Consider the following 21,990-nt stretch of genomic DNA (forward strand, 5'->3'; position numbering starts at 1 on the left):
TGATGTAACACTCAGATACCCAACCGAGGCCACCATGGACATGATTTCATCCCCAAAACTTGAGCCGGAAAAACTGGAAGGCGACACGCCCACGATGCGTTTGTTTGCCTTGCTGGAAGTGATTGCCGAAAAAGACCAACTGCTGTCGCTGCAAGCGCTGGTGGAAGAAACGGGGCTGCCGAAACCCACCCTGCACCGCATGCTGCAACAGCTGGAAAGCGTGGGCGTGCTGCAGCGCGAAAGCGACGGCCGCCACTACAGCACGGGTGTGCGCCTGCGCCGCCTGGCGTCTAACCTCTTGATTAACAACACCTTCCATGGCGCCCGCCGCATGGTCTTGCGCCAGCTGGTCGAGGAAGTGGGCGAAAGCTGCAACCTGACGGCCTTCAGCGGCAGCGAAGTGGTGTACCTGGACCGCGTGGAAACGGCGGCCCCGCTGCGCTTCTACCTGCATCCCGGTTCACGGGTGCCGGCCCATTGCTCGTCCAGCGGCAAGCTGTTCCTGGCGCAGATGACGCCCGTGCAACGACGCCGCCTGCTGGGCCACATGGAATTGACGCGCTTTACGGACAAGACGGAAACGGACCCCGCCAAGCTGGAACGCGAACTGGAACTGGTGCGCCGCAACGGCTATGCGCTGGACGACGAGGAATTCCTGCCCGGCCTGCTGTGCGTGGCCGTGCTGGTGCCGAACCCGAACGGCCGCTCGAACCTGGCCGTGGCGATCCAGGCGCCCATCATCCGTTTGACGCACGACAAGGCTTTACATTTCTTGCCAGCATTGCAACGCGCCGCGCAAGCCCTGGCCGCCATCGAATCGGAAACCATGCCGACGACGGGCGGGGACGACGACGCATTGCAGACAGGTAATTCATAACCGCTGCGGCACCCATGCTGCGGCTTGACCAGGAGAACAAGGTGCCAGATTCACGCCAACATCCCCCCGCCGCCGCAGCGCAAACCTTGCAGTCCGTGCGCAGCCTGTTCCATATCGACAGCGACCTGCTCGTGCCCGTCTTCACGGAACGCGATCCGCACGTGCCCGACATCGATCCCGCCTACCGCTTCAACAAGGACGTGACCCTGGCGATACTCGCCGGTTTCACGCATAACCGCCGCGTGATGGTGCAAGGCTTGCACGGTACGGGCAAGTCCACGCATATCGAGCAGGTGGCGGCGCGCCTGAACTGGCCCTGCGTGCGCGTCAACCTCGATGGCCACATCAGCCGCCTGGATCTGGTCGGCAAGGATGCCATCGTGCTGCGCGAGCAGCAGCAGGTGACGGAATTCCAGGAAGGCATCGTGCCCTGGTCGCTGCAACGGCCCGTGGCCCTGATCTTCGACGAATACGACGCGGGGCGCCCCGACGTGATGTTCGTCATCCAGCGCATCCTCGAGCGCGACGGCAAGTTCACCCTGCTCGACCAGAACCGGGTCATCACGCCCCACCCCCACTTCCGTTTGTTCGCCACCTCGAACACGGTGGGCCTGGGCAACCTGAACGGCATGTACCACGGCACGCAAGTGCTCAATCACGCGCAGATCGACCGCTGGAACATCGTTGCCACCTTGAACTATTTGCCGCAGGACGAGGAAACGGACATCGTGCTGGCCAGGGTTCCCGCCATGAACGACGCGGCGGGCCGCCAGCTGGCAGGCAGCATGGTGGCCGTGGCCAGCCTGACGCGCCACGGCTATGCGGCGGGCGACCTGGCGTGCCTGATGTCGCCGCGCACGGTGATCACCTGGGCGGAAAACTGCCAGATCTTCCGCGACCCGGCCCTGGCCTTCCGCCTGTCCTTCCTCAACAAATGCGACGAGGCCGAGCGGCCCATGGTGGCCGAGTATTACCAGCGCTGTTTCAACGAGGAATTGCTGGCGAGCCAGGCATGAACGCCGAAGCCATAGTTCCTGCCGCCTACACGCGCGAGCAGCAGGAAACGGATGAGCTGTGCGCGGGTGCCATCCGCGCGCTCAGCGGACAGGCGGCGATCCGCTACCGCGGACGGCGCCTGCACGACGGCCACCGCCCCCTGCCCATCCACGCGGCCCATCTGCAGCCCGATGCGGCGCTCGAGGATTTGCCCTCGCTGCGCGGCGCGGCCGACAGCGTGGCCCTGCGTTTGCTGCATACGGATGCGGCCCTGCACAAGTCCTTGTGCCCGGTCGAACCCGTGGCGCGGCTCGTCTTCGAGCTGCTGGAGCAACTGCGCGTGGAAACCCTGGCGCCAGAGCGGCATGCCGGCGTCATCGCCAACCTGCGCCACCGCTTTACTGCATGGTCGCACGCGTTCTACGATTCCGGCCTGGCCGAAGGCGCGTCGGGCTTGCTCTTGTACACCGTGTTCCAGATGTGCTGGTCGCGCCTGACGGCCAGGCCCGTGCTGGAAAAGACGGAAGATTTCATCGAGGCGACGCGCTGGTCCCTGTCCTCGCAACTGAGCGGCGACCTGGCGGGCTTGCGCCGCCACCGCGCCGACCAGGCCGCCTTTGCCCGCCACGCGCTGGCCATCGCCCATGCCGTCGACGCCATGCTGAAAGAGGCGCAGGCGGCGCGCGACGGCAGCGAGGACTACGGGGGCGACGCGAAGGCGCAGGCGGCCTTCAAGCTGCTGCTCGATTTCGACAGCGATAACGACAATGTTCCCGATGCCGCCCCGCTGGGCGACAGCCGCGCCTTGCGCGACAGCGATGGCGGCTACAAGGCGTACTCCACGGCATATGACCGCGAAGACAAGGCGGGCGAGCTCGTGCGCCGCGCCCTGCTGCTCGAGTACCGCGAACGCATGGATGCGCGCATCGCCAGCCTGGGCATCAATACGGCGCGCCTGGCGCGGCGCTTCACGCAATTGCTGGCCGTGCCCCAACGCGACGGTTGGTCGTTCGGCGAAGAAGAGGGTTATATCGATGGCCGGCGCCTGGCGCAGCTGATCAGCTCGCCGTCCGAGCGCCGCTTGTTCCGCAAGGAACAATTCCTGCCGCAGGCCGATTGCCTCGTCACCTTTCTCGTCGATTGCTCCGGCTCCATGAAGACGCATGCGGAATCCGTGGCCGTGCTGCTGGACATATTGCTGCGCGCACTGGATCAGGCGGGCATCACGACGGAATTGCTGGGCTTTACGACGGGCGCCTGGAACGGGGGCCGCGTCAAGCGCGACTGGATGCGCGCCCGCTCGCCCGCCCATCCGGGCCGCTTGAATGAACTCGTGCATATGGTCTTCAAGGATGGCGAGACGAACTGGCGCCGCGCGCGGCCCGACATCGCCGCCCTGCTGAAAGCGGACCTGTACCGCGAAGGCGTCGATGGCGAAGCCGTGGATTGGGCGTGCACGCGCATGCTGGCACGCCCGGAGCGGCGGCGCATCCTGCTCGTCGTGTCAGACGGTTGCCCGATGGATACAGCTACGAATCTGGCCAACGACGAGTTTTACCTGGCGCAACATCTGAAACAGGTGGTGGCGCGCCGCGAAGCGCAGGGCGCCGTGGAAATCTGCGGGCTGGGACTGGGACTGGACCTGGGCGCTTACTACAGCCGCAGCCTGGCCACCACCCTGCCCGCCTCGCTGAACAATGAACTGTTCAGCGAGATCGCCCAGCTGGTTGCCGGGCGCAGCCGGCGCTGATCAGGCGCGGGGCTTGCGGCGCCGCATCATCACGCCGGCCAGCGCCAGCCCCGTCAGCAGCATCACATAGGTTTCCGGTTCCGGCACGGCGCTCACGTATTCATACGTCACTGCCACGCGGCCGGAAGCGGCCGTCTGGAACTGCGTCAGCAAATTGCCCGCGCCGCTGCCCGTCGAGGAACCGATGGCATTCAAGCCCAGGTAAATCAAACCGCCGCCCGCCGAGGAAAACAGGGCAAAGTCGCTGGCACTGGCGGTCGTGTAGCTATTCGACCCCGTGCTCGAGCGGGGCCCCGTGTCCGCGCCCGAAGTCCCCGCGAAATCGATGCTGCCATCAAAGGCGCTCAGGGCGAATGTCTGCGTGAACAGCGGATTGGCCACCAGCAGGGTGGAATTGTCGGGACGGTACAAGGTCAGCAGCGAGGCCAGGCTCAGGGTCACGTCGGAAGCGCCCGCATCCAGGCTTTCCGCCCTGCCGCTGCCCTGCACGCCCCCTTCCAGATGGAATTTGATCGACGTCAAGGTGCCCAGGCTGCTGTCGAACTTGCCCAGCCCCAGGGTATCTGACCAATTGGTGGCGCCCAGGGCGCGGTCGGCGCTGAAGCTGATGGTCTGGGTGGCCGCCTGCGCGGAAGATGCAGCGCCAAGGCTTAGCACGGCGGCTGCGGCCAGTGCGATGAGAGATTTTTGCATCGATGACTCCTGTTCATTCAATGAGGAAGAGTGGATCACGCAGTGATTCACGCAGGAAGCGCGAGGGAGGTCCCTCGCGCCACAGCCCGGCCATTCAGCTAACCAGACAATTCATTGTAATAAATGAAAGAGTCGCAATATACTCAGTTTGTTGCAATTTTAAAAATAAGTATTGTTATTTTGATTTCCCATGCAACGATCATGCAGCGGGACGAAGAGAGCGCCGCGCCGTTGCTGGCGCCTCATTCGACGCAGTAACGCACCGTGTGCGCCTCCATGGGCAGCGGGATTTCCCAGTTCCACAGCATCGCTTGCAGCTTCTTGTTGCTGAGCGAGGTGTCGCGCTGGCCGTTGCGTCGGAGTAATTCCTTGCGCGGCTGTTCCAGGTACACGAGCTCCACCTGCGCATGGTATTTGTACAGCAGGTTGAGCGTCTTCTCGCGCATCAGCTTGGACAGATGCGTGGCATTCCACACGAACGGTTCGTGCTTGCGCAGCAGTTCGCGCGCCCGCTCTTCCGCATAGTCGCCCACCTGCCCCTCGTTCTTGCCATGCTTCAAGCCCAAGGCCGTCCGCGCATCGTCAAACGACACGACGGGCAGGCGCGGATGGTGCTTGTCCACCCAGGTATTCTTGCCGGACGCGGGCAAGCCCGACATGACGATCACGCGCGAACCCGGCTCCTGGAACAGGGAATAATCGGGATGCGCCTCGGCGCCGCGAAAGTACTTCACGCGCGTGTGGTCGTCGACGAAGACCCTGCGCTGGCCATAGCAGCCTTCCTCGCGCGCCAGTTCGCGGAACAGCTCGATGGCGTCGAGGATGCGCTGCGGGTCCGGGCAGATGCGGCCGCGGATATCGGCCTCGGCCAGCATGGCCAGCAGGCGGATATCGACTTGCCACGACAGTTCGCGCACGGTAAATTCCGGCGTGACGCCGCGCCGCGATTGTTCCAGCGCAAAGAACGGCACCTGGTGCACGTTAATCAAGCGGCAGATTTCCTCGCGCGCGGCAAACGGCACGTCGTAGTCCCACAGGGCGATGCGCGCATCGAGCGCGCCCTTGCGCGAGTGGCCGGGCTGGCCGATGGCGCCCGTCACGGGGTCGATCACCGTCGTGCTGCACTTGGCCACGTCGTGCAGCAAGGCGGCCAGGAACACGATTTCCTGTTCCGCCCGCGTCGCTTGCTGATACTCAAGCATGCCCAGCAGGGATTCCACCACCATCATGGTATGCGTCCACACATCGCCTTCCGCGTGGTACACGGGGTTTTGCGGCGTCGTCTTCGCCAGTTCCAGTTGCGGGAAAGCGGCCAGGCAGGCGCTGAAGTCGGGCGAGTGGCCCGCTGGCGGCACCAGTTGCTGCAGGGTTTTCCAGTTCATCATTTCATACTCCTTGAGAAGGCTGCCAGTTCGTCGAGCGACTGGCAGGTATGCAAGCCCAGGCTTTCCCACGTCACCAGCGGCTGCGGCGCGTACAGGTCGACGCCGTCGGCCAGCAGGTTCGGGATCAATGGCCGCGTGCTGTGGTGCGAACCGCTGTCGAGGATGGTTTGCGTAAAGTCATGGCGCACCAACTTGTAGCGGGCCAGCACTTGCTCGTCGTCTTCCACTTTCAGGTACAGGCCTTCCGCGTGGTCGGACTTGTCCGTCTGCTTCCAGCACAGGTCCAGCGGCAAGCGCTCACGCGCCACCACGCCTTCGAAAGCGTCGCGCCACAGGCGGGACTTGGCCAGCGAATGGCGCAGCAGCTGCCACAGCTGTTTCGGCGACGCGGGCATGGTGCCCGCATACAGCACGGGGACCGACAGCACGGGCGAGCCGGCCAGCATGGCGCGGCGGCGCGCCGTCGACAAAAACATCTGGCTGCGGCGGCAATACACGTCGAACTCGTTGAAATAATGGGGCAGGCGGTCGTAAAACACGGAATGCTTGCTGTAAGACCACTCGCCAAACAGCACAAATTGATCTTCAAGCATATGCAGCAAGGCGTGCTCATGCGCATGGGCCCACGGTTTCAACAGGTTGAACTGGCGTTCGCTGCCGCCGCCCGCCAGGTAGTGGCCGCGCGACTGCAGCAGCACCTCGCCCGCATCGCTGAACGACACGGCGGAGTTGGCGCCATCGATTTTTTCCTCGATGACGACGTATCGGCCGGCCAGCTTTTTCAGGGGCATCTGGTCGGAACCGTCGTCGCCGTCCTGCAGGCGCGAGCCTTCCAGGTGCGGCGTGCGCGGGTATTTAAATAAAGGCAAAGATTGTAAAAACATAGCGTCCCACGCCGCGTTCACCGGGGCGTGTCCATACAGGGTCAGGGGTGCTGACGACGTGTTCGGGCGTGGACGATCAGGACGGTGGTCCTGGATACGTGTGCGGAAAGAGCAAAAACAGTGCCGCAGCAATCGGGGGCGTCAACGCGCCGAACGATGCTGCAGAGAGCATTTCGTCAGCGTTAGCAGGTGATGGCGAAGAAGCGAGGCACTTTTGGCTCCAATAAGGAAGAGGTTCGAGAAAGAACCGCGAATATAAAGGCAGTTTGATTATTTTGCAAGTGGCTCTTCCTATCGTGCGCATCCCTGGCTTTGCAAGCCCCGCAAAATTTGCTAAGCTGGCGGCACTTCCTGTCGCTGCTGCGTGGAAAACAAACATGGCCCTTGCAAAAGGGCCGTGCATTCGTTATTTCCGGAGCAGAATCGTGTTTCCCATATCCAGATTACAAAAAGCCCTGCGCCGCCAGGGCATCGCCGTCGCCTATGCCGACGGAATTTATACACTCAGCAATCCGCACGCCCAGGCGTCCGTGCTGCTGCCCCACAACTTTCCCCTCGAGGAAAAAGCCGTGCGCCAGCTGATGGAGTTTGCCGCCGTCGCCGTGCCGGGCCAGGATGGCCATGTGTGCAAGGCCTGCGCTACGCCCGACTTCCACCCTGGCAGCATCGCGCCCGTCGGCAGCATCGTCGCCACCAGCCCCGACATGGTGATCCCCGCCATTCCCGGCACGGACATCGCCTGCGGCATGCGCCTGATCACGACGGGCCTGACCCTGGCGCAGTTCGAGGCGCGCAAGCCGCAGCTATTGAGCAAGCTCAAACACGTGTTGCTGGAAGACGGCCGCAACGTGCCGCTGCGCTCGAAGGCGTTTGCCGCCCTGTTCGAGGTGGGGCCGGAAGCGTTCATCGACAGCCTGCACAAGGATGGCATGTGCGGCCTGTGGCCCCGCGTCGACAAGGAGCGTTTGTTGCGCGAGCTCGACGCTTGCATCGCCCTGCGCGAACTGGGCGGCGGCTTGCGCCATGCGCCCGAAGCGCTGGTGGGCACGCGCGAAGTGATACGCGATCCCAGCCTGGGCACGACGGGATCGGGCAACCATTTCGTGGAAATCCAGCTGGTCGATACGGTCATGGACCGCCACGCCGCATACCGGCACGGGCTGGTGCCCGGCGAAGTGGTCGTGATGATCCACAGCGGCAGCCGCGACGTGGGTTTTTTTGTGGGCAGCCGCTGGATGGATCGCGCCAGGGGGGCGTGGCCGAAAGGCGTGCGCCACCCGCAGTCGGGCCTGTACGGCTTGACGGGCGAACTGGCCGGCGAATACATGGACGCCATGGGCGTGGCCTCGCGCTACGCCTGGGTCAACCGCATGGTATTGGCCGAACTGGTGCGCGACAGCCTGTCGCAAGTGTTTGCGCAGGATCAATCGCGCCTGGTGGTGGACGTGCCGCATAACGTCATCCTGCGCGAGCATGGCATGAACATCCACCGCAAGGGCGCCACGCCGGCGCGCGAGGGCGACCTGGCGCTGATCCCCGGCTCCATGGGCGACTATTCCTATGTAGCAACGGGGATGGGCAACCCCGACTGGCTGTGGTCGTGCTCGCACGGCGCGGGGCGCAGCATCCGCAGGCAAGCCATGCGCGCCATCCGGCCCACGGTGGGCGGAGACGAGATGGCCTTCCAGTGCGTGACGCTGCGCGAGGAACGCCGCGTCGAGGAAGCGCCGATGGCGTATAAAAAGATCGGCCCCGTCATCGCCGCGCAGGAGGAAGCGGGCTTGCTGCAATCAGTGGCGCGCTTGAAACCTTTATTGACGTTCAAGGCCTAGCGCAGCAATTGCGGCACGGCCGCCGCCATCAGCGACAGGCCGATGGCGGTCAGCACGGCAAACGCGATGCGGCGCATGCCGCGCTGGGCGATCGGCGGCGGGTAGCGCTTGCCTGCCATGGTGGCCAGCACGCCGACGGGCAAGGCCAGCGCGCACAGCAACAAGACTTTTGCGTCGAGCTGGCCCTGGCTGCCCGCCATCAGCGAGCGCCCGCCCGCGCTGATGGCGAACAGGAAGATCAAGCTGTAGCGGATGGTGGTCAGACTCATTTCCTGGCGGTAAAACTGGTATACGAGCGGCGGGCCGGCCAGCGAAAACAGACCCGAGAACAGGCCGCCGCACACGCCGCTGATGAAAAAGCTGCGCTTGTCCGCCGCGCCCGGTCCCGGCGGCGCCTGCAGCAGGATGCTGACGCCGCCATACACGATGGCCGCGCCCAGCAACAGTTTCAGCACCGGCGCATATGCCTGATCCAGATATCCCAACAGCAACACGCCGGCCGCCATGGCCGGCAGCAAGCCGATGCTGGCGGCGCGGATGGCGCGCCAGTCCAGGTGGTGCAAGGCGCCCGGCAAGGCCACGAGGCAATTGGCCAGGGACAACAAACTGACGAGGGCCGCCAGCGCGGGCACGGGCGCCAGGCCGAGGCCGCTGGCCACGCCCATGACGATCATGCCCAGGCCAAAGCCCGTGACGGTCTGGAAATACGTGCCGGCCGCCACCACACCCAGCAACGCCAGCACGGGCAGGCTGAACAACTCAGCGACCACCCTGGGCCTGCACGGCCGTCACGGCAATGACGTTGTAGACGTCGTCTGCGCTGCAGCCGCGCGACAGATCGTTGGCGGGCTTGTTCAAGCCTTGCAGCAAGGGGCCGATGGCGACGGCGCCGCCCATGCGTTCGGCCAGCTTGTAGCCGATATTGCCCGCGTCCAGGTTCGGGAACACCAGCACGTTGGCGCGGCCGTTGACGACGGAATCCTTGACTTTTCTCTGGGAAATCTCGGCCACGATGGCAGCGTCCAGTTGCACGTCGCCATCGATGGCCAGCAGCGGACGCTGGGCCTTGACCCGGTCCGTGGCCGCATGCACCTTGTCAACGGCCGCGTGGTGGGCGCTGCCGCTGGTGGAAAACGACAGCATGGCGACCCTCGGTTCTTCCATCAGCAAGGCTTGCGCGCTGTCGGCGGCGGCCATGGCGATGTCGGCCAATTCCTCGGCCTTCGGGTCAACGACGAGGGCGCAGTCGGAAAAGATAAAACCGCCTTTGAGGCTGTGAAACGGTTCGCACAGCATCATCAGGAAAAAGCTCGACACGAGCTTGAAGGCCGGGTCGACGCCGATGATCTGGATGGCGCTGCGCACCACATCGGCCGTCGTGTGCACGGCCCCCGCCACGCAGCCGTCGGCGTCGCCCAGGCGCACCATCAGGTTGGCGTAGCACAGCGGGTCTTGCACGGCGACGCGCGCCTGCTCCACCGTCATGCCCTTGGCTTGACGCAGCACAAACAATTGCTGGGCATAGTGTTCCGACTCGTCGGACGTTGCCGGATCGACCAGGCGCACCGCGTCCAGGTCCAGTCCGTGCTCCTGCGCCAGGGCCAGGATGGCGGCCGGCTTGCCGACGAGGGTGATGTGCGCCAGGCCTTCGGCCGCCGCACGCGCGGCCGCCTGCAGCACGCGCGCATCGCCGCCCTCGCACAACACGATGTTTTTCGGCACGGCACGGGCTTGTTCGATGATGCGGTGCAGGGCTTTCATGGCGACTCCAATTCGGTAAAAAAAGTGCCGGAACCATGGAAGCATAAAGATGGTTCCGGCACATAAAACCCGGCAAGCCGGGGTCATACAAGGATCGGTCGGGGTGGTGTCGGATGACGCCGGGCCTGGCTACTGCCCGGGTGGTGTCGGATGACGCCGGGCTTTGCCCGGCTAATCCGACCTACACAGTCGCGTAGGTTGGGTAGGTTGGGTAGGTTGGATTAGCCTGAAAGGCGTAATCCAACAACCTCAGCGCATCAAACGTAGTCTTTATACTTATCCAGATGACGCACCGGCTTGCTCAGCGCATCGCGGCGGAACGGGTCGCCCAGCTCGCGCGTGCACATGATTTCGATGATGGTCGTCTTGCCTTCATTCATCTGCATGTCGATCGCCTTCTTCAATGCCGGACCCACGTCTTCCAGCTTGTCGACCGTGATGCCTTCGGCGCCCATGGCCCGCGCGATCTCGGCGAAGCTCTGGTTGTCGAGCTCACCGGCGACGAAACGGCGGTTGTAGAAATCGACCTGGTTCTTCTTTTCCGCGCCCCACTGGCGGTTGTGGAACACCACGGCCGTCACGGGAATGTTGTGGCGCACGCAGGTCATCGTTTCCATCAGGCTCATGCCCCAGGCGCCGTCGCCCGCATACGACACGGCCGGACGGTGCGGTGCGGCCACCTTGGCGCCGATGATGGTCGGGAAGGCATAGCCGCAGTTGCCAAAGCTCATCGCTGCAAAGAAGCTGCGCGGCTTTTCGAAGCGCAAGTAACTATTTGCCACCGAATTGATGTTGCCGATGTCGGTCGATACCATCACGTCTTCCGGCATGGCTTTTTCCAGCTCGCGCAGCACCTGGCGCGGGTGCAGATAGTTGCCCGGCTCTTTCTTCTGCTCTTCGATCATGTCCAGGCTGTAGGCATCCTTTTCATGGGTCCAGTTGGTCAACTCCTCTTCCCATGCGGCCTTTTCCGCTTGCACGGTGGCATAGCGCGCGTCGCGCGTGGCATCGCAGTCGAGCGTCTTGCCATCGAGGCGGGCAATAATCGCCTTGGCGGCCGCCTTGGCGTCGCCGCAGATACCGACCGAAATCTTTTTCACCAAACCGAGCATCTTGTTGTCGGCGTCGATCTGGATGATCTTGGCGTTCTTCGGCCAGTAATCCATGCCGTGCTGCGGCAGGGTGCCGAACGGTCCCTGGGGCGATCCGTGGGCGACGACGACGTCGGCCTGGGCGATCAGTTTCATCGCCGCTTTCGAGCCTTGATAGCCGAGCGGACCGCACCACAGCGGGTGGCTGGCGGGAAACGAGTCGTTATGCAGATAGCTGTTCACCACGGGCGCGCCGAGGCGCTCGGCCAGGGCCTTGCACTCGTCGATCGCTTCGCCCATGACGACGCCGCCGCCCGAGATGATCACGGGGAACTTGGCCTTGGCCAAGAGCTCCGCCGCATCATCGAGGCTTTGCTCGCCGCCGGCGCCGCGGTCCAGGCGGTTCGGTTTCGGGATATCGGCCTTGATTTCGCCATAAAAATAGTCGCGCGGGATGTTCAGTTGCGTCGGCCCCATTTCCGACATGGCGCGGTCAAAGCAGCGGCCCGTGAATTCCGCCATGCGGGCAGGATTGGTCACGTGGCCTTGATATTTCGTGAATTCCTCGAACATCGGCAGCTGGTTCGCTTCCTGGAAGCCGCCCAGGCCCATGCTCATCGTGCCTGTTTCCGGCGTGATGATCACGACGGGGGTGTGCGCCCAGTAGGCGGCGGCAATCGCCGTGACGCAATTGCTGATGCCGGGGCCGTTCTGGCCGATGACAACGCCATGGCGGCCCGAGACGCGGGCATAGCCGTCAGCCATGTGGCCGGCGCCCTGCTCGTGCACGACGGGAATCAGGCGGATGCCGGCCGGGGCAAAGATATCCATCGGGTCCATGAAGGCCGAGCCCATGATGCCGAACATGTCGGTCACGCCATTGGCGGCCAGGGTTTCCACGAACGCTTCGGACGGCGTCATCTTTTGCGGGCCTACAGGAGCGGGTGGATGCACTGCGGCGGCTGCGGCGGCTTTTTGGTCGGACAAATCGGTCATGGCTCAGTCTCCTTACGGTTTTATGAAAAATCGGTATATTTTGTTCCGATATTTGAAATACGTGTTCAATTTAACGGTTGCGAAATGCGCTGTCAATGAAAATTCATGAAAAATCGGACTGTTTCATTCCTGAATCCGGAATCCGTGACTTAGACCCATTCCTGAAACAACAATGGCGGCTTATCCGCAACAGACAAGCCGCCATCGCCACCTGCACTGCCGCGTTTAGAACTTCAGGCGCATGCCGGCCGTGAAGGCGCTCGAGTTATGCCCAGGCAAGGGCACGCTGCCGCCGCTGGAGGCGTCGCCGACGAAGTTGGTGCCCGCGCCATCGTTGCTGATGCGCCCGTATGAGGTGTACAGGTTGGTGCGCTTGGACAAGGCATAGGTGTAGCCGATGGCCAGCTGGCGCCCGCCGCGGCGCGCATTCGTGCGGTCATCCTTGCGGATGTACGAGGCCATCACGCTGCCCGCCGCGCCCACGGGGGCCGACGCGCCCAGCATGTAGTTGCGGAAATCCGTGCCCGCATCGTCCTTGTCCGTTTCATACGCGGCGTGCAGCTTGGCGGGGCCGAAGTCGTAGGTGCCGCCCAGCAAGGTGACCTTGGCCGTGTTCAGCGGCGTATCCTTGCGGTTGTCGTGCGCCAAGGTCAGCACGAGCGGGCCGTTGGCGTAGTCGATGGAAAAGTCGATGGTGCGGCCCAGGGTATTGCTGTCCGGCTTTTCACCGAGGCCATACATGATCGATGCCGACAGGCCCTTGACCTTCGGCGTCTCGTACATGATGGCGTTTTTCGTGCGCAGGCTGGCCACGCTCATCAGGTTGATCGAGGCGCCCGTCATGCCCGTCTCGAAGGGGTCGATATTGTCCAGCGCGGTGAACAGCGGGTTGTGCTGCAAGCCCAGGTTCACGGTGCCGAAGTCGCCCGACAGGCCCACGTAGGCCTTGCGCCCGAACAAGGCGCCCTGGCGGTTGGCGCCCGTGTCCACGTCGAGGCCATTTTCCAGCAGGAAGTTGGCTTTCAAGTTATTGCCCAGGTCTTCCGTGCCCTTGAAGCCGATGCGGCTGCCCGACTGCACGCCGGTGGCCAGCTTGGTGACGGAACCGTCCGCGCCGCCGTGCTCGGACGTGAAGCCCGCGTCGAGCAAGCCGTACACGGTGACGGACGACTGGGCGCCGGCGCTGCCTGCGAAGAATGTGGCGAAAATTGCTGCCGCTACGAGTGTGTGTTTCATGTCATCTCCAGGTATTGTGGTTTTTATGGGTGCTTCAAACAGAATCAACAACGGTGCTGCAAACTGCGGTAAATGCGGCAACTCAGGCGATCAGCCCGGCCATCGGCGACGAGGGCGATGCGCTCATGACGCCCGCTCTCCGGGGCATGCGCCCGGCCAGATAGGCCTCGCGTCCGCCCTGCACTGCCAGTTTCATGGCGCGCGCCATGCGTATCGGTTCGCGCGCCGCCGCAATGGCGGTATTCATCAAGATGCCGTCGCAACCGAGTTCCATGGCGATGGCAGCATCCGACGCCGTGCCGACACCGGCATCGACCAGCACGGGCACACGCGCTTGCTCGATGATCAGCGACAAGTTCCAAGGATTGAGTATGCCCATGCCCGAGCCGATCAGGGACGCCAGCGGCATGACGGCGATGCAGCCGAGGTCTTCCAGCATGCGCGCCTGGATGGGGTCGTCGCTGCAATACACCATCACCTGGAAGCCATCCTTCACCAGCTGTTCCGCCGCCTTCAACGTTTCCGGCATGTTCGGGAACAGGGTCTTTTCATCGCCCAGCACTTCCAGCTTGCACAGCTGGTGGCCGCCCAGCAGCTCGCGCGCCAGCTGCAGGGTGTAGACGGCGTCGCGCGCGTTGTAGCAGCCGCCCGTGTTGGGCAGGATCGTGTATTTCGATGGCGGAATGAAGTCGAGCAGGTTCGGCTCGCCCTTTTCCTGGCCGATATTCACGCGCCGGATGGTGACGGTGACGATCTCGGCGCCGCTTTCCTCGATGGCGAGGCGCGTTTCCTCGAAATCCTTGTATTTGCCGGTACCCACCAGCAGGCGCGACTGGTAGGTGGTGCCGGCCAGGGTCAGGCCGCCGGTTGGCTGGCGGGGGGTGGCGTCGTCTCTCATCGTGGTGCTCTCCTAAGTTGAACCAACGCGGCCTCTTGCCGGGGGGCTTCGCCGCAAAACGCAAAATCGACTTCCGGCCGCCGTCCCGACACGAGGTCGGCGATCGCCCTGCCCGCGCCGCAGCCCATGGTCCAGCCCAGGGTGCCGTGGCCCGTGTTGAGGTAGAGCTGGCGGTAGCGCGTGGCGCCGATATACGGCACGTTCGACGGCGTCAGGGGGCGCAAGCCGGCCCAATAGACGGGGTCGCTGTAATCGCAGGCGTGGGGAAACAGGGCCTGCACGCGGCGCGTGATGGCGGCGCAGCGCACGGGGTTCAGCTCGCGCGTGTAGCCGTTCAGCTCGCACGTGCCCGCCACGCGCAGGCGCGATCCCAGGCGCGAAAACACCAGCTTATGGCCGTCATCCGTCAGCGATACGCTGGGTGCGGCGGCGGAATCAAGAATCGGATAGGTGGCGGAGTAACCCTTGCCCGGATACAACATCAGGCGGATGCCCAGCGGCCGCAGCAGCGGTGCGGAAAAACTGCCCATGGCCACCACCACGGCATCCGCATGCTCGATGCGGTGGCGGCCTTGCGCATCGATGCATTCCACGCCCGTGATGCGCTCGCCGTCCGCCAGCAGCCGCGTCACCGTGGTGCCGTACTGGAAATCCACGCCGGTGACCGCCGCGCGCGCGGCCAGCGCCTTGGTAAACAGGTGCACGTCGCCCGACTCGTCGCTGGCCGTGAAGTCGCCGCCGACGATCTGCTGGCGGGCATGGGCCAAGGCCGGTTCCAGCCGGATCACTTCGTCGGCGCTGACGGTATTGCGCGGGCAGCCCAGTTCGCGCAGGAGCGCGGCGCCCGCTTGCGATTTATCAAACTCCTGCTGGTCCGTATAGAAATGCAAAATGCCCCGCTCGAGGTGGTCATAGGCGATGCCCGTCTCGTGGCGCAAGGCTTGCAGGCTCTGGCGGCTGTACTCGGCCAGGGCGACGATCTGGCGCATATTGCGCGCCACCCGCGATGGCAGGCATTCGCGCAGGTAATGCAAGGTCCACTGCCATTGCAGCGGATCGAGGCGGGGACGGAACAGCAGCGGCGCGTCGTCCTTGCCCAGCCAGCTCACGACCTTGCGCAAGGTGGCGGGATTCGCCCACGGTTCCGCATGCGAGACGGAAATCTGCCCGCCGTTGGCAAAACTGGTTTCCTGCGCCGCGCCCGCCTGGCGCTCGAGAACGCGCACGTCGTGGCCCGCCTGGCGCAAATACCAGGCCGATGCCGTGCCGACCACGCCGGCGCCGAGAACGAGGATCTTCATGGCGAATGGCCAGCGCTCAGCGCGTCAGCAGCACGGCGATGGCGACGAAGGCGGCGATCCACACCGTCTCCATCACCAGCATGATCACGGGACGCCAGCCCAGCGAGGCCAGCGACTGGAACGAGGTTTTCACGCCCAGGGCGGCAATGGCGATGACGAGACAGGCGCGCGAGGCATTGTTGATCCAGCCATTCACTTCCTGCGGAATCAGGCCCAGGCTGTTGGTGATGACGAGCCAGACAAAGCCGATCAGGAAGAACGGCACGAGCGGCGGCGCATCGACTTCGCTCTTGCCGTCCTTGCGCTTGAACATGATCGACAGGCCCAGCACGACGGGCACGAGGCACGCCACGCGCGTCAGTTTCACGAAGGTGGCGACATCGCCCGTATGGTTGCTGACCAGATAGCCGGCGCCCACCACCTGCGCCACGTCATGAATCGTGCCGCCGATGAACACGCCCGCCTCCGTCGGGTCAAAACCCAGCAGCTTGACCAGCAGCGGGTAGACGATCATCGCCAGGGTGGACAGCGAGGTCACGCCCACCACCGTCAGCAGGGTGAATTTTTCGTTCTCCTTGGTTTGCGGCAGCACGGCCGAGATGGCCAGCGCGGCCGAGGCGCCGCAGATGGCCACGGAGCCGCCCGACAAAATGCCTTCCGTGATGGGGCGTTTCAGCCATTTGGCCAGCAGGTAGCCGAAGCCCAGGGTGGCGATCAGCCCGCCGACGACGATCAGCAACGGCGTCACGCCGACCGAGGCGATCTGGTTGAAGGTGATGCGCGCCCCCAGCAGGGCCACGCCCGTGCGCAGCAGCACCTTGCTGCAAAACTCGATGCCGGGCTTGCAGGTGGGGTCGGACGCGAGGAAATGGAAAGCCAGGCCGAAAAACAGCGCATACAGCAGCTGGGGGCCGCCGTAATTGCTGGAAATAAAGGTGGCCGACAGGGCGATCACCAGCGCGATGGCCACGCCGGGCCAGCTGCGCAGCACGGCGCGGGGCCGCCAGATGGCGATGGCGGAAGACAAATAGGGGATGTTCTTGTCGACAACGCGTGTTATCGCTGAGGAGTTGGTTTTCATGCGGGTCCGCTCATAATGTTTTAAAAATTGGGACATTTCATCTCGTTTTTTAATAATACACGATGAGCTAGCGAAGTCCATGCTTTTCCATGAAAATCGAAACCGGATGTTCCGGAAACCGACATTTTAATGATGCCGGCACCATAAACGACAAGCGGCGCGGCCCTTGGCAGGGACGCGCCGCTCTTTACTTAAGCGTTAAAAAGTTACTTTTTGTTCAAGCGGGTGATCAGGCTGGACGTGTCGTAACGGTTGCCGCCCGCCTGCTGCACTTCGCCATAGAACTGGTCCGTCAAGGTCGTCACGGGCAAGTCGCTGCCGTTGCGCTTGGCTTCGGCCAGGCAGATGCCCAGGTCCTTGCGCATCAGGTCGACGGCGAAACCGAAGTCGAACTTGCGCTCGATCATGGTCTTGCCCCGGTTTTCCAGCTGCCACGACTGCGCCGCGCCCTTGGAAATCACGTCCACCACCAAGGCCGCATCGAGGCCCGCGTTTTCCGCAAAAGCGATGCCCTCGCTCAAGGCTTGCACCAGGCCCGCGATGCAGATCTGGTTGACCATTTTCGTGAGCTGGCCGGAACCGGAAGCGCCCATGTAGGTGACGGCGCGCGAGAACAGGGCGATGACGGGCTCGGCACGTGCATACGCTTCCGCATCGCCGCCCACCATCACGGTCAGCTTGCCGTTTTCCGCACCGGCCTGGCCGCCGGACACGGGCGCGTCAAGGAAGAACACGCCCTGCTCTTTCGCCGCCGCGTGGATGGTGCGCGCCGCTTCGGCGGACGCCGTCGTGTGGTCGATCAGGATGCTGCCCGGCGCCATGGCGGACAGCAAGCCGCCCTCTTCCAGGATCACTTGATACAGATCGTTATCGTTGCCGATGCAGGTGAAGACGAACTCGGCACCCGCAGCGGCGGCGGCCGGCGTGGCGGCGCTGCTGCCCTTGTATTGCTCCAGCCAGGCGGCCGCGCGGGCCGGGTTGCGGTTGTACACGGTGACGTCGTGCCCGCCCGCCGCCAGGTGACCTGCCATGGGGAAACCCATGACGCCCAAACCGATGAATGCCACTTTTGCCATTTTGTCCGTCCTGTCGATGTGTGAATCCGATTATTGTTGCACAAACAGTCGCCGCCGGCAGCATCAAGGCGCGGGGGCGCGCCGATAATACAGGTCGAACTCTTCCTCGCCGTCCGCCACGAAGCCGTGACGCACATAGAAGCGGTTCGCCTCGCTGCCGCGCAAGGCGCCCACGCGCACGCTCTTGCGGGCCGCATCGGCCTCGGCAAACACGCGCGCCAGCACGGCCGCGCCCATGCCTTGCCGCTGGCATTCCGGCGCCAGGTAGAGGTGGTCGAGCAGCAAATAATCCGCTTGCGGGCGCAACACATAGAAGCCGGCCAGCGCGCCGCCATGGCGCAACTGCCAGGTGCAATCGGGGTCGTAGGTGGACAGGAAACGCTGGCGCGCCCGCTGCGGATCATAGCGGCCGATGCGCTCCAGGCTGTCGCGCATGGCGGCCACGCGCAGGCTGGCCAGCGCCTCGCCATCGGCGATGCTGGCAGGGACGAAGGTCAGCATGGCGTCACAGCACTGCGCACAATGCCGCCATCAACGCCGCGCACTCAGCCGGATTGCCGATGCTGATGCGCAAATACTGGCTGATGCGCGGAGCGTTGAAATGGCGCACGATCACCGACTTGGCGCGCAAGCCGGCCGCCAGTTGCGCCGCATCATGCTGCGGGTGGCGGGCAAAGATGAAATTGGCCACCGACGGCAGCACTTCGAAGCCCAGCGCCGCCAGGTCCGCCGCCAGCTGTTCGCGGCTGGCGATGACGGCCTGGCGCGTCTGCTGGAAATACGCTTCATCATGCAGCGAAGCGACGGCGCCGGCCAGGGCCAGCCTATCCAGCGGATACGAGTTGAAACTGTTCTTCACCCGTTCCAGCGCCTCGATCAAATCCGCATGGCCGAAGGCGCAGCCGACGCGCAAGCCGGCCAGCGAACGCGATTTCGAGAACGTCTGCACCACCAGCAAGTTCGGATACTTGTCGATCAGGGCCACGGCGCTCTCGCCGCCGAAATCCACGTACGCTTCATCGACCACGACCACGGCGTCGGGATGGTCGCGCAGCAAGGTTTCCACGCCGGCCAGCGGCAAGTCCACGCCCGTGGGCGCGTTGGGATTCGGGAAGATGATGGCGCCGCACGGCCCCCGGTAGTCTTCAGGACGGATGCGCATGGCCTCGTCGAGCGCGACCGTGCGGTAATCGATGCCGTACAGCTTGCAATACACGGGATAGAAACTGTAGCTGATGTCCGGGAACAGCAAGGGCGCATCGTGCTTGAGCAAGGCCATGAAGGCCAGCGCCAGCACTTCGTCGGAACCGTTGCCGACGAACACTTGCGCGCTGTCGAGTCCGTGGTAGGCGGCCAGGGTTTGCTTCAGTTCGCTGGCGGTGGGATCGGGATACAGGCGCAGGCTGTCGTTGGCCGCGTCGCGCAATACTGCCAGCACCTGCGGCGACGGGCCGTAGGGGTTTTCGTTGGTGTTGAGTTTCACCAGGTCGGGCAGTTTCGGCTGCTCGCCGGGGACGTAGGGGGTCAGCTCGCTGACGATGTTGCTCCAGAATCGGCTCATTGCTTTTATGGGTGGGGTCGGGATGGGAGGGGGTAGATTAACATAGGCTGAGCGGGGTCAAGGTGGGGGGCAGCTGTTGAGGCCAGATATGCGACAGCGCAATAGCCGGACCGTGCACGATACCCTCGTGACACGGTTTGACAGCGCTGAAAGAAGCGCGGAGCATGGAGTGGGTAATGAGGAGGATACTGTCATGAGCGGATGGGGCGACACACAGGAGCGGGATACGGCGGATATGAAAATGGAGCATGCCGATTACGCGACCAAAAGCGATGTGGCTGCGGCCAGATTGGCCATGATTTTATGGTGCGTGGGGACGATGATTGCTACGTCAGCTGTAGTGTTTGCGGTGGCGAGGCTGGTGCACTAGCTTGGGTTACGTTAGTGGGGCGCTGGCTTTCAAGGCCTGAATGGAGGAAAAAACGCCTTGCGCTGCGCGCTTTGGGCGGTTTTTTCTACCTGGCCTTGATGTGTCGCAGGCTTTTTGGCATCGCTAATAAAAAAAGCTCCCTTGCGGGAGCTTCTCTTATGTATTCTGGCGGAGAGGGTGGGATTCGAACCCACGGTACGATTTAACGTACGCTTGATTTCGAGTCAAGTACATTCGACCACTCTGCCACCTCTCCGTTTACCGCGGTCTATTCGTTCAAACTGGCATGCCTGTTTGAACGAGGCGCTATTTTAGCATGGGGATTGTTGGCTTGGGTAGGGGTTTATTGGCGATTTGTAACTCAATGCTGGGTGCCAATCCGAAAAACCAATTGGACGATTCGGGGAGTCTCGCGCGAGTACGCGCTCGTCTTCGAAGCTGCCGCCTTGGCGCACGTGTAAAAACCAATTGGGCGATTCGGAGAGCCCCGCGCAAATATGCGCGGGGCTTCGAATCCCACGCGTACGCCCCGCAGGGGGCGTACTCCTCTTCGCCGCCACAAATAAAAAAAGCTCCCTTGCGGGAGCTTTCTCTATTTGTTCTGGCGGAGAGGGTGGGATTCGAACCCACGGTACGATTTAACGTACGCTTGATTTCGAGTCAAGTACATTCGACCAACTCTGCCACCTCTCCATTTTCTGCGGTCTTTTCCCGCATTGCTGCGAGAAGGCAAGATTATAGCAGCCGCCTGAAAAAATGGAAGGACTATTTTAAGCCTTCCATTGCAGCAAGCTGCCTGGTCTTTTTTACGCCTTCAGATGCGTCAGGCCGCCCATGTACGGGCGCAGCACTGGCGGGATTTCGACGCTGCCGTCCGCTTGCTGGTAGTTTTCCAGCACCGCGACCAGGGTGCGGCCCACTGCCAGGCCGGAGCCGTTCAGGGTGTGGGCCAGTTCCGGCTTGCCGGCGGCGTTGCGGAAACGTGCCTGCATGCGACGGGCCTGGAAGGCTTCCGTGTTCGACAGAGACGAGATTTCGCGGTAGGTGTTCTGCGCCGGCAGCCACACTTCCAGGTCGAAGGTCTTGCTGGCCGTAAAGCCCATGTCGCCCGTGCACAGCGACATCACGCGGTATGGCAGGCCCAGGCGTTGCAATATCGTTTCCGCGTGGCCGACCATTTCCTCCAGCACCTGGTACGAGGTGTCCGGGTGCACCACTTGCACCATTTCCACCTTGTCGAACTGGTGCTGGCGGATCATGCCGCGCGTGTCGCGGCCATAGCTGCCCGCTTCCGAACGGAAGCATGGCGTATGGGCCGTCATTTTCAGGGGCAATTGGTCGAGCGCCAGGATTTCATCGCGGGCGATGTTGGTCAGCGACACTTCCGAGGTCGGGATCAGGTAGAAGGTCTCGCCCTCGCCTTCCACGCCGCCTTTTTTCACCGAGAACAGATCGGCTTCGAATTTCGGCAGCTGGCCCGTGCCGCGCAGCGAATCCGCGTTGACCATGTACGGCGTATAGCATTCCGTGTAGCCGTGCTCGTCAACGTGCGTGTTGAGCATGAATTGCGCCAGTGCACGGTGCAAACGGGCGATGCCGCCCTTCATCACGGAGAAGCGCGAACCGGTCAGCTTGGTGGCCACTTCGAAATCGAGGCCCAGCGGGGCGCCCACGTCGACGTGATCCTTGACTTCGAAATCAAACGTGCGCGGCGTGCCGACCTTGCGCACTTCCACGTTGCCCGACTCGTCCGTGCCTACCGGTGCCGATTCGTGCGGCAGGTTCGGCACGGCCATGATGAAGTCGCTCAGCTTGGCTTGCACCAGGGTCAGGGCCGCTTCATCGGCTTTCAGTTCATCGCCCAGGCCGGCCACTTGCGCCATCACGGCCGAGGTGTCTTCCCCCTTGCCTTTCAACATGCCGATTTGCTTGGACAGCGCGTTGCGCTTGCCCTGCAGTTCCTCGGTGCGCGTCTGGATCGCCTTGCGTTCGGCTTCGAGGGCGGTAAAACCTGCCACGTCGAGCTGGAATTTGCGCGTCGCCAGGCGTTCTGCGACGTTGGCGATGTCTTTACGGAGAAGTTGGATATCTATCATGGGTGGATGGCGGTGCCGATGTATCGAAAGCACTCATTGTACCAAGACCCTGTTCACTTCGATGAGTTTTGCGCAAGGTCAACCATCGTCATGGCAGCCTGACCGG

At 63.3% G+C, this 21,990-nt stretch carries 19 protein-coding genes and 2 tRNA genes; 5 read left to right on the forward strand and 16 right to left on the reverse strand.

The window, feature by feature from the left end:
* The first annotated feature begins 40 nt into the window (after positions 1-40).
* The 3 genes from AC07VH_RS26165 to AC07VH_RS26175 are packed head-to-tail and all read left to right on the forward strand — an operon-like array spanning position 41 to position 3,623.
* Positions 41-877: an IclR family transcriptional regulator gene (locus tag AC07VH_RS26165; protein ID WP_475413612.1), complete on the forward strand. Its 837-nt coding sequence runs from the start codon at positions 41-43 to the stop codon at positions 875-877.
* Positions 878-918: 41 nt separating this feature from the next.
* Complete coding sequence (locus AC07VH_RS26170; RefSeq protein WP_475413613.1) at positions 919-1,893, forward strand: AAA family ATPase; 975 nt, start codon at positions 919-921, stop codon at positions 1,891-1,893.
* Positions 1,890-3,623, forward strand: a complete 1,734-nt coding sequence (locus AC07VH_RS26175) for a cobaltochelatase CobT-related protein (RefSeq protein ID WP_494789493.1) — start codon at positions 1,890-1,892, stop codon at positions 3,621-3,623. Before AC07VH_RS26170 ends, AC07VH_RS26175 begins: the two co-directional genes overlap by 4 nt.
* Here AC07VH_RS26175 and AC07VH_RS26180 read toward each other — a convergent pair whose 3' ends face one another.
* From AC07VH_RS26180 to AC07VH_RS26190, 3 genes are all read right to left on the reverse strand, one after another.
* Entirely contained in the window at positions 3,624-4,316 is a 693-nt protein-coding gene (locus AC07VH_RS26180; RefSeq protein WP_489628189.1) for a choice-of-anchor E domain-containing protein, read from the reverse strand. It abuts the gene before it with no gap.
* A 242-nt stretch (positions 4,317-4,558) separates the two neighbouring features.
* On the reverse strand, positions 4,559-5,701 hold the full coding sequence (locus tag AC07VH_RS26185; protein ID WP_494789492.1) for an AAA family ATPase: 1,143 nt from the start codon (positions 5,699-5,701) through the stop codon (positions 4,559-4,561).
* Positions 5,698-6,585: an RNA ligase family protein gene (locus AC07VH_RS26190; protein ID WP_494789491.1), complete on the reverse strand. Its 888-nt coding sequence runs from the start codon at positions 6,583-6,585 to the stop codon at positions 5,698-5,700. Before AC07VH_RS26190 ends, AC07VH_RS26185 begins: the two co-directional genes overlap by 4 nt.
* Positions 6,586-7,010: 425 nt before the next feature.
* Here AC07VH_RS26190 and AC07VH_RS26195 point away from each other — a divergent pair, with 425 nt between their 5' ends.
* Positions 7,011-8,417: an RtcB family protein gene (locus AC07VH_RS26195; RefSeq protein WP_494789490.1), complete on the forward strand. Its 1,407-nt coding sequence runs from the start codon at positions 7,011-7,013 to the stop codon at positions 8,415-8,417.
* On the opposite strand, the gene AC07VH_RS26200 is transcribed toward AC07VH_RS26195, so the two are convergent.
* From AC07VH_RS26200 to hisC, 10 genes are all read right to left on the reverse strand, one after another.
* Positions 8,414-9,187, reverse strand: a complete 774-nt coding sequence (locus tag AC07VH_RS26200; protein ID WP_494789489.1) for a TSUP family transporter — start codon at positions 9,185-9,187, stop codon at positions 8,414-8,416. The genes AC07VH_RS26195 and AC07VH_RS26200 overlap by 4 nt on opposite strands.
* Positions 9,177-10,178, reverse strand: coding sequence for a phosphate acetyltransferase (gene pta / locus AC07VH_RS26205; protein WP_494789488.1), 1,002 nt, complete (start codon positions 10,176-10,178; stop codon positions 9,177-9,179). Before pta ends, AC07VH_RS26200 begins: the two co-directional genes overlap by 11 nt.
* A 257-nt stretch (positions 10,179-10,435) precedes the next feature.
* Positions 10,436-12,190 carry a sulfoacetaldehyde acetyltransferase gene (gene xsc, locus AC07VH_RS26210; RefSeq protein ID WP_494804039.1) on the reverse strand — a complete coding sequence of 585 codons (1,755 nt, stop codon included), beginning with the start codon at positions 12,188-12,190 and terminating at the stop codon, positions 10,436-10,438.
* Positions 12,191-12,490: 300 nt separating this feature from the next.
* On the reverse strand, positions 12,491-13,501 hold the full coding sequence (locus AC07VH_RS26215; RefSeq protein ID WP_494789487.1) for a porin: 1,011 nt from the start codon (positions 13,499-13,501) through the stop codon (positions 12,491-12,493).
* An 82-nt stretch (positions 13,502-13,583) separates the two neighbouring features.
* Positions 13,584-14,399 (reverse strand): thiazole synthase, encoded by an 816-nt coding sequence (locus AC07VH_RS26220; protein WP_494789486.1) that lies wholly within the window; start codon positions 14,397-14,399, stop codon positions 13,584-13,586.
* Entirely contained in the window at positions 14,396-15,700 is a 1,305-nt protein-coding gene (locus AC07VH_RS26225) for a D-amino acid dehydrogenase (RefSeq protein ID WP_494789485.1), read from the reverse strand. Before AC07VH_RS26225 ends, AC07VH_RS26220 begins: the two co-directional genes overlap by 4 nt.
* Before the next feature lie 16 nt (positions 15,701-15,716).
* The gene (locus tag AC07VH_RS26230; protein WP_083287284.1) at positions 15,717-16,781 is read right to left on the reverse strand and encodes a YeiH family protein; all 1,065 of its coding nucleotides are present in this window, start codon (positions 16,779-16,781) and stop codon (positions 15,717-15,719) included.
* Positions 16,782-16,987: 206 nt separating this feature from the next.
* The gene (locus AC07VH_RS26235; RefSeq protein ID WP_494789484.1) at positions 16,988-17,857 is read right to left on the reverse strand and encodes an NAD(P)-dependent oxidoreductase; all 870 of its coding nucleotides are present in this window, start codon (positions 17,855-17,857) and stop codon (positions 16,988-16,990) included.
* Between the two features lie 63 nt (positions 17,858-17,920).
* A complete protein-coding gene (locus tag AC07VH_RS26240; RefSeq protein ID WP_489628196.1) occupies positions 17,921-18,358 on the reverse strand; it encodes a GNAT family N-acetyltransferase in 438 nt (145 codons plus the stop codon).
* Between the two features lie 4 nt (positions 18,359-18,362).
* Positions 18,363-19,418 (reverse strand): histidinol-phosphate transaminase, encoded by a 1,056-nt coding sequence (gene hisC, locus AC07VH_RS26245; protein WP_494789483.1) that lies wholly within the window; start codon positions 19,416-19,418, stop codon positions 18,363-18,365.
* A gap of 193 nt (positions 19,419-19,611) precedes the next feature.
* Here hisC and AC07VH_RS26250 point away from each other — a divergent pair, with 193 nt between their 5' ends.
* A complete protein-coding gene (locus AC07VH_RS26250) occupies positions 19,612-19,788 on the forward strand; it encodes a hypothetical protein (protein ID WP_230517721.1) in 177 nt (58 codons plus the stop codon).
* A 166-nt stretch (positions 19,789-19,954) separates the two neighbouring features.
* Here the strand turns inward: AC07VH_RS26250 and AC07VH_RS26255 are convergent.
* The 3 genes from AC07VH_RS26255 to serS all read right to left on the reverse strand — a co-directional run bounded on the left by AC07VH_RS26255 (position 19,955) and on the right by serS (position 21,884).
* Positions 19,955-20,044, reverse strand: a tRNA-Ser gene (locus tag AC07VH_RS26255).
* A gap of 346 nt (positions 20,045-20,390) precedes the next feature.
* Positions 20,391-20,481 (reverse strand) — tRNA-Ser (locus AC07VH_RS26260).
* A gap of 113 nt (positions 20,482-20,594) precedes the next feature.
* On the reverse strand, positions 20,595-21,884 hold the full coding sequence (gene serS / locus AC07VH_RS26265; RefSeq protein WP_475413627.1) for a serine--tRNA ligase: 1,290 nt from the start codon (positions 21,882-21,884) through the stop codon (positions 20,595-20,597).
* Positions 21,885-21,990: the final 106 nt, after the last annotated feature.

It is taken from the genome of Janthinobacterium sp. GW821-FHT03C10, assembly GCF_059420865.1.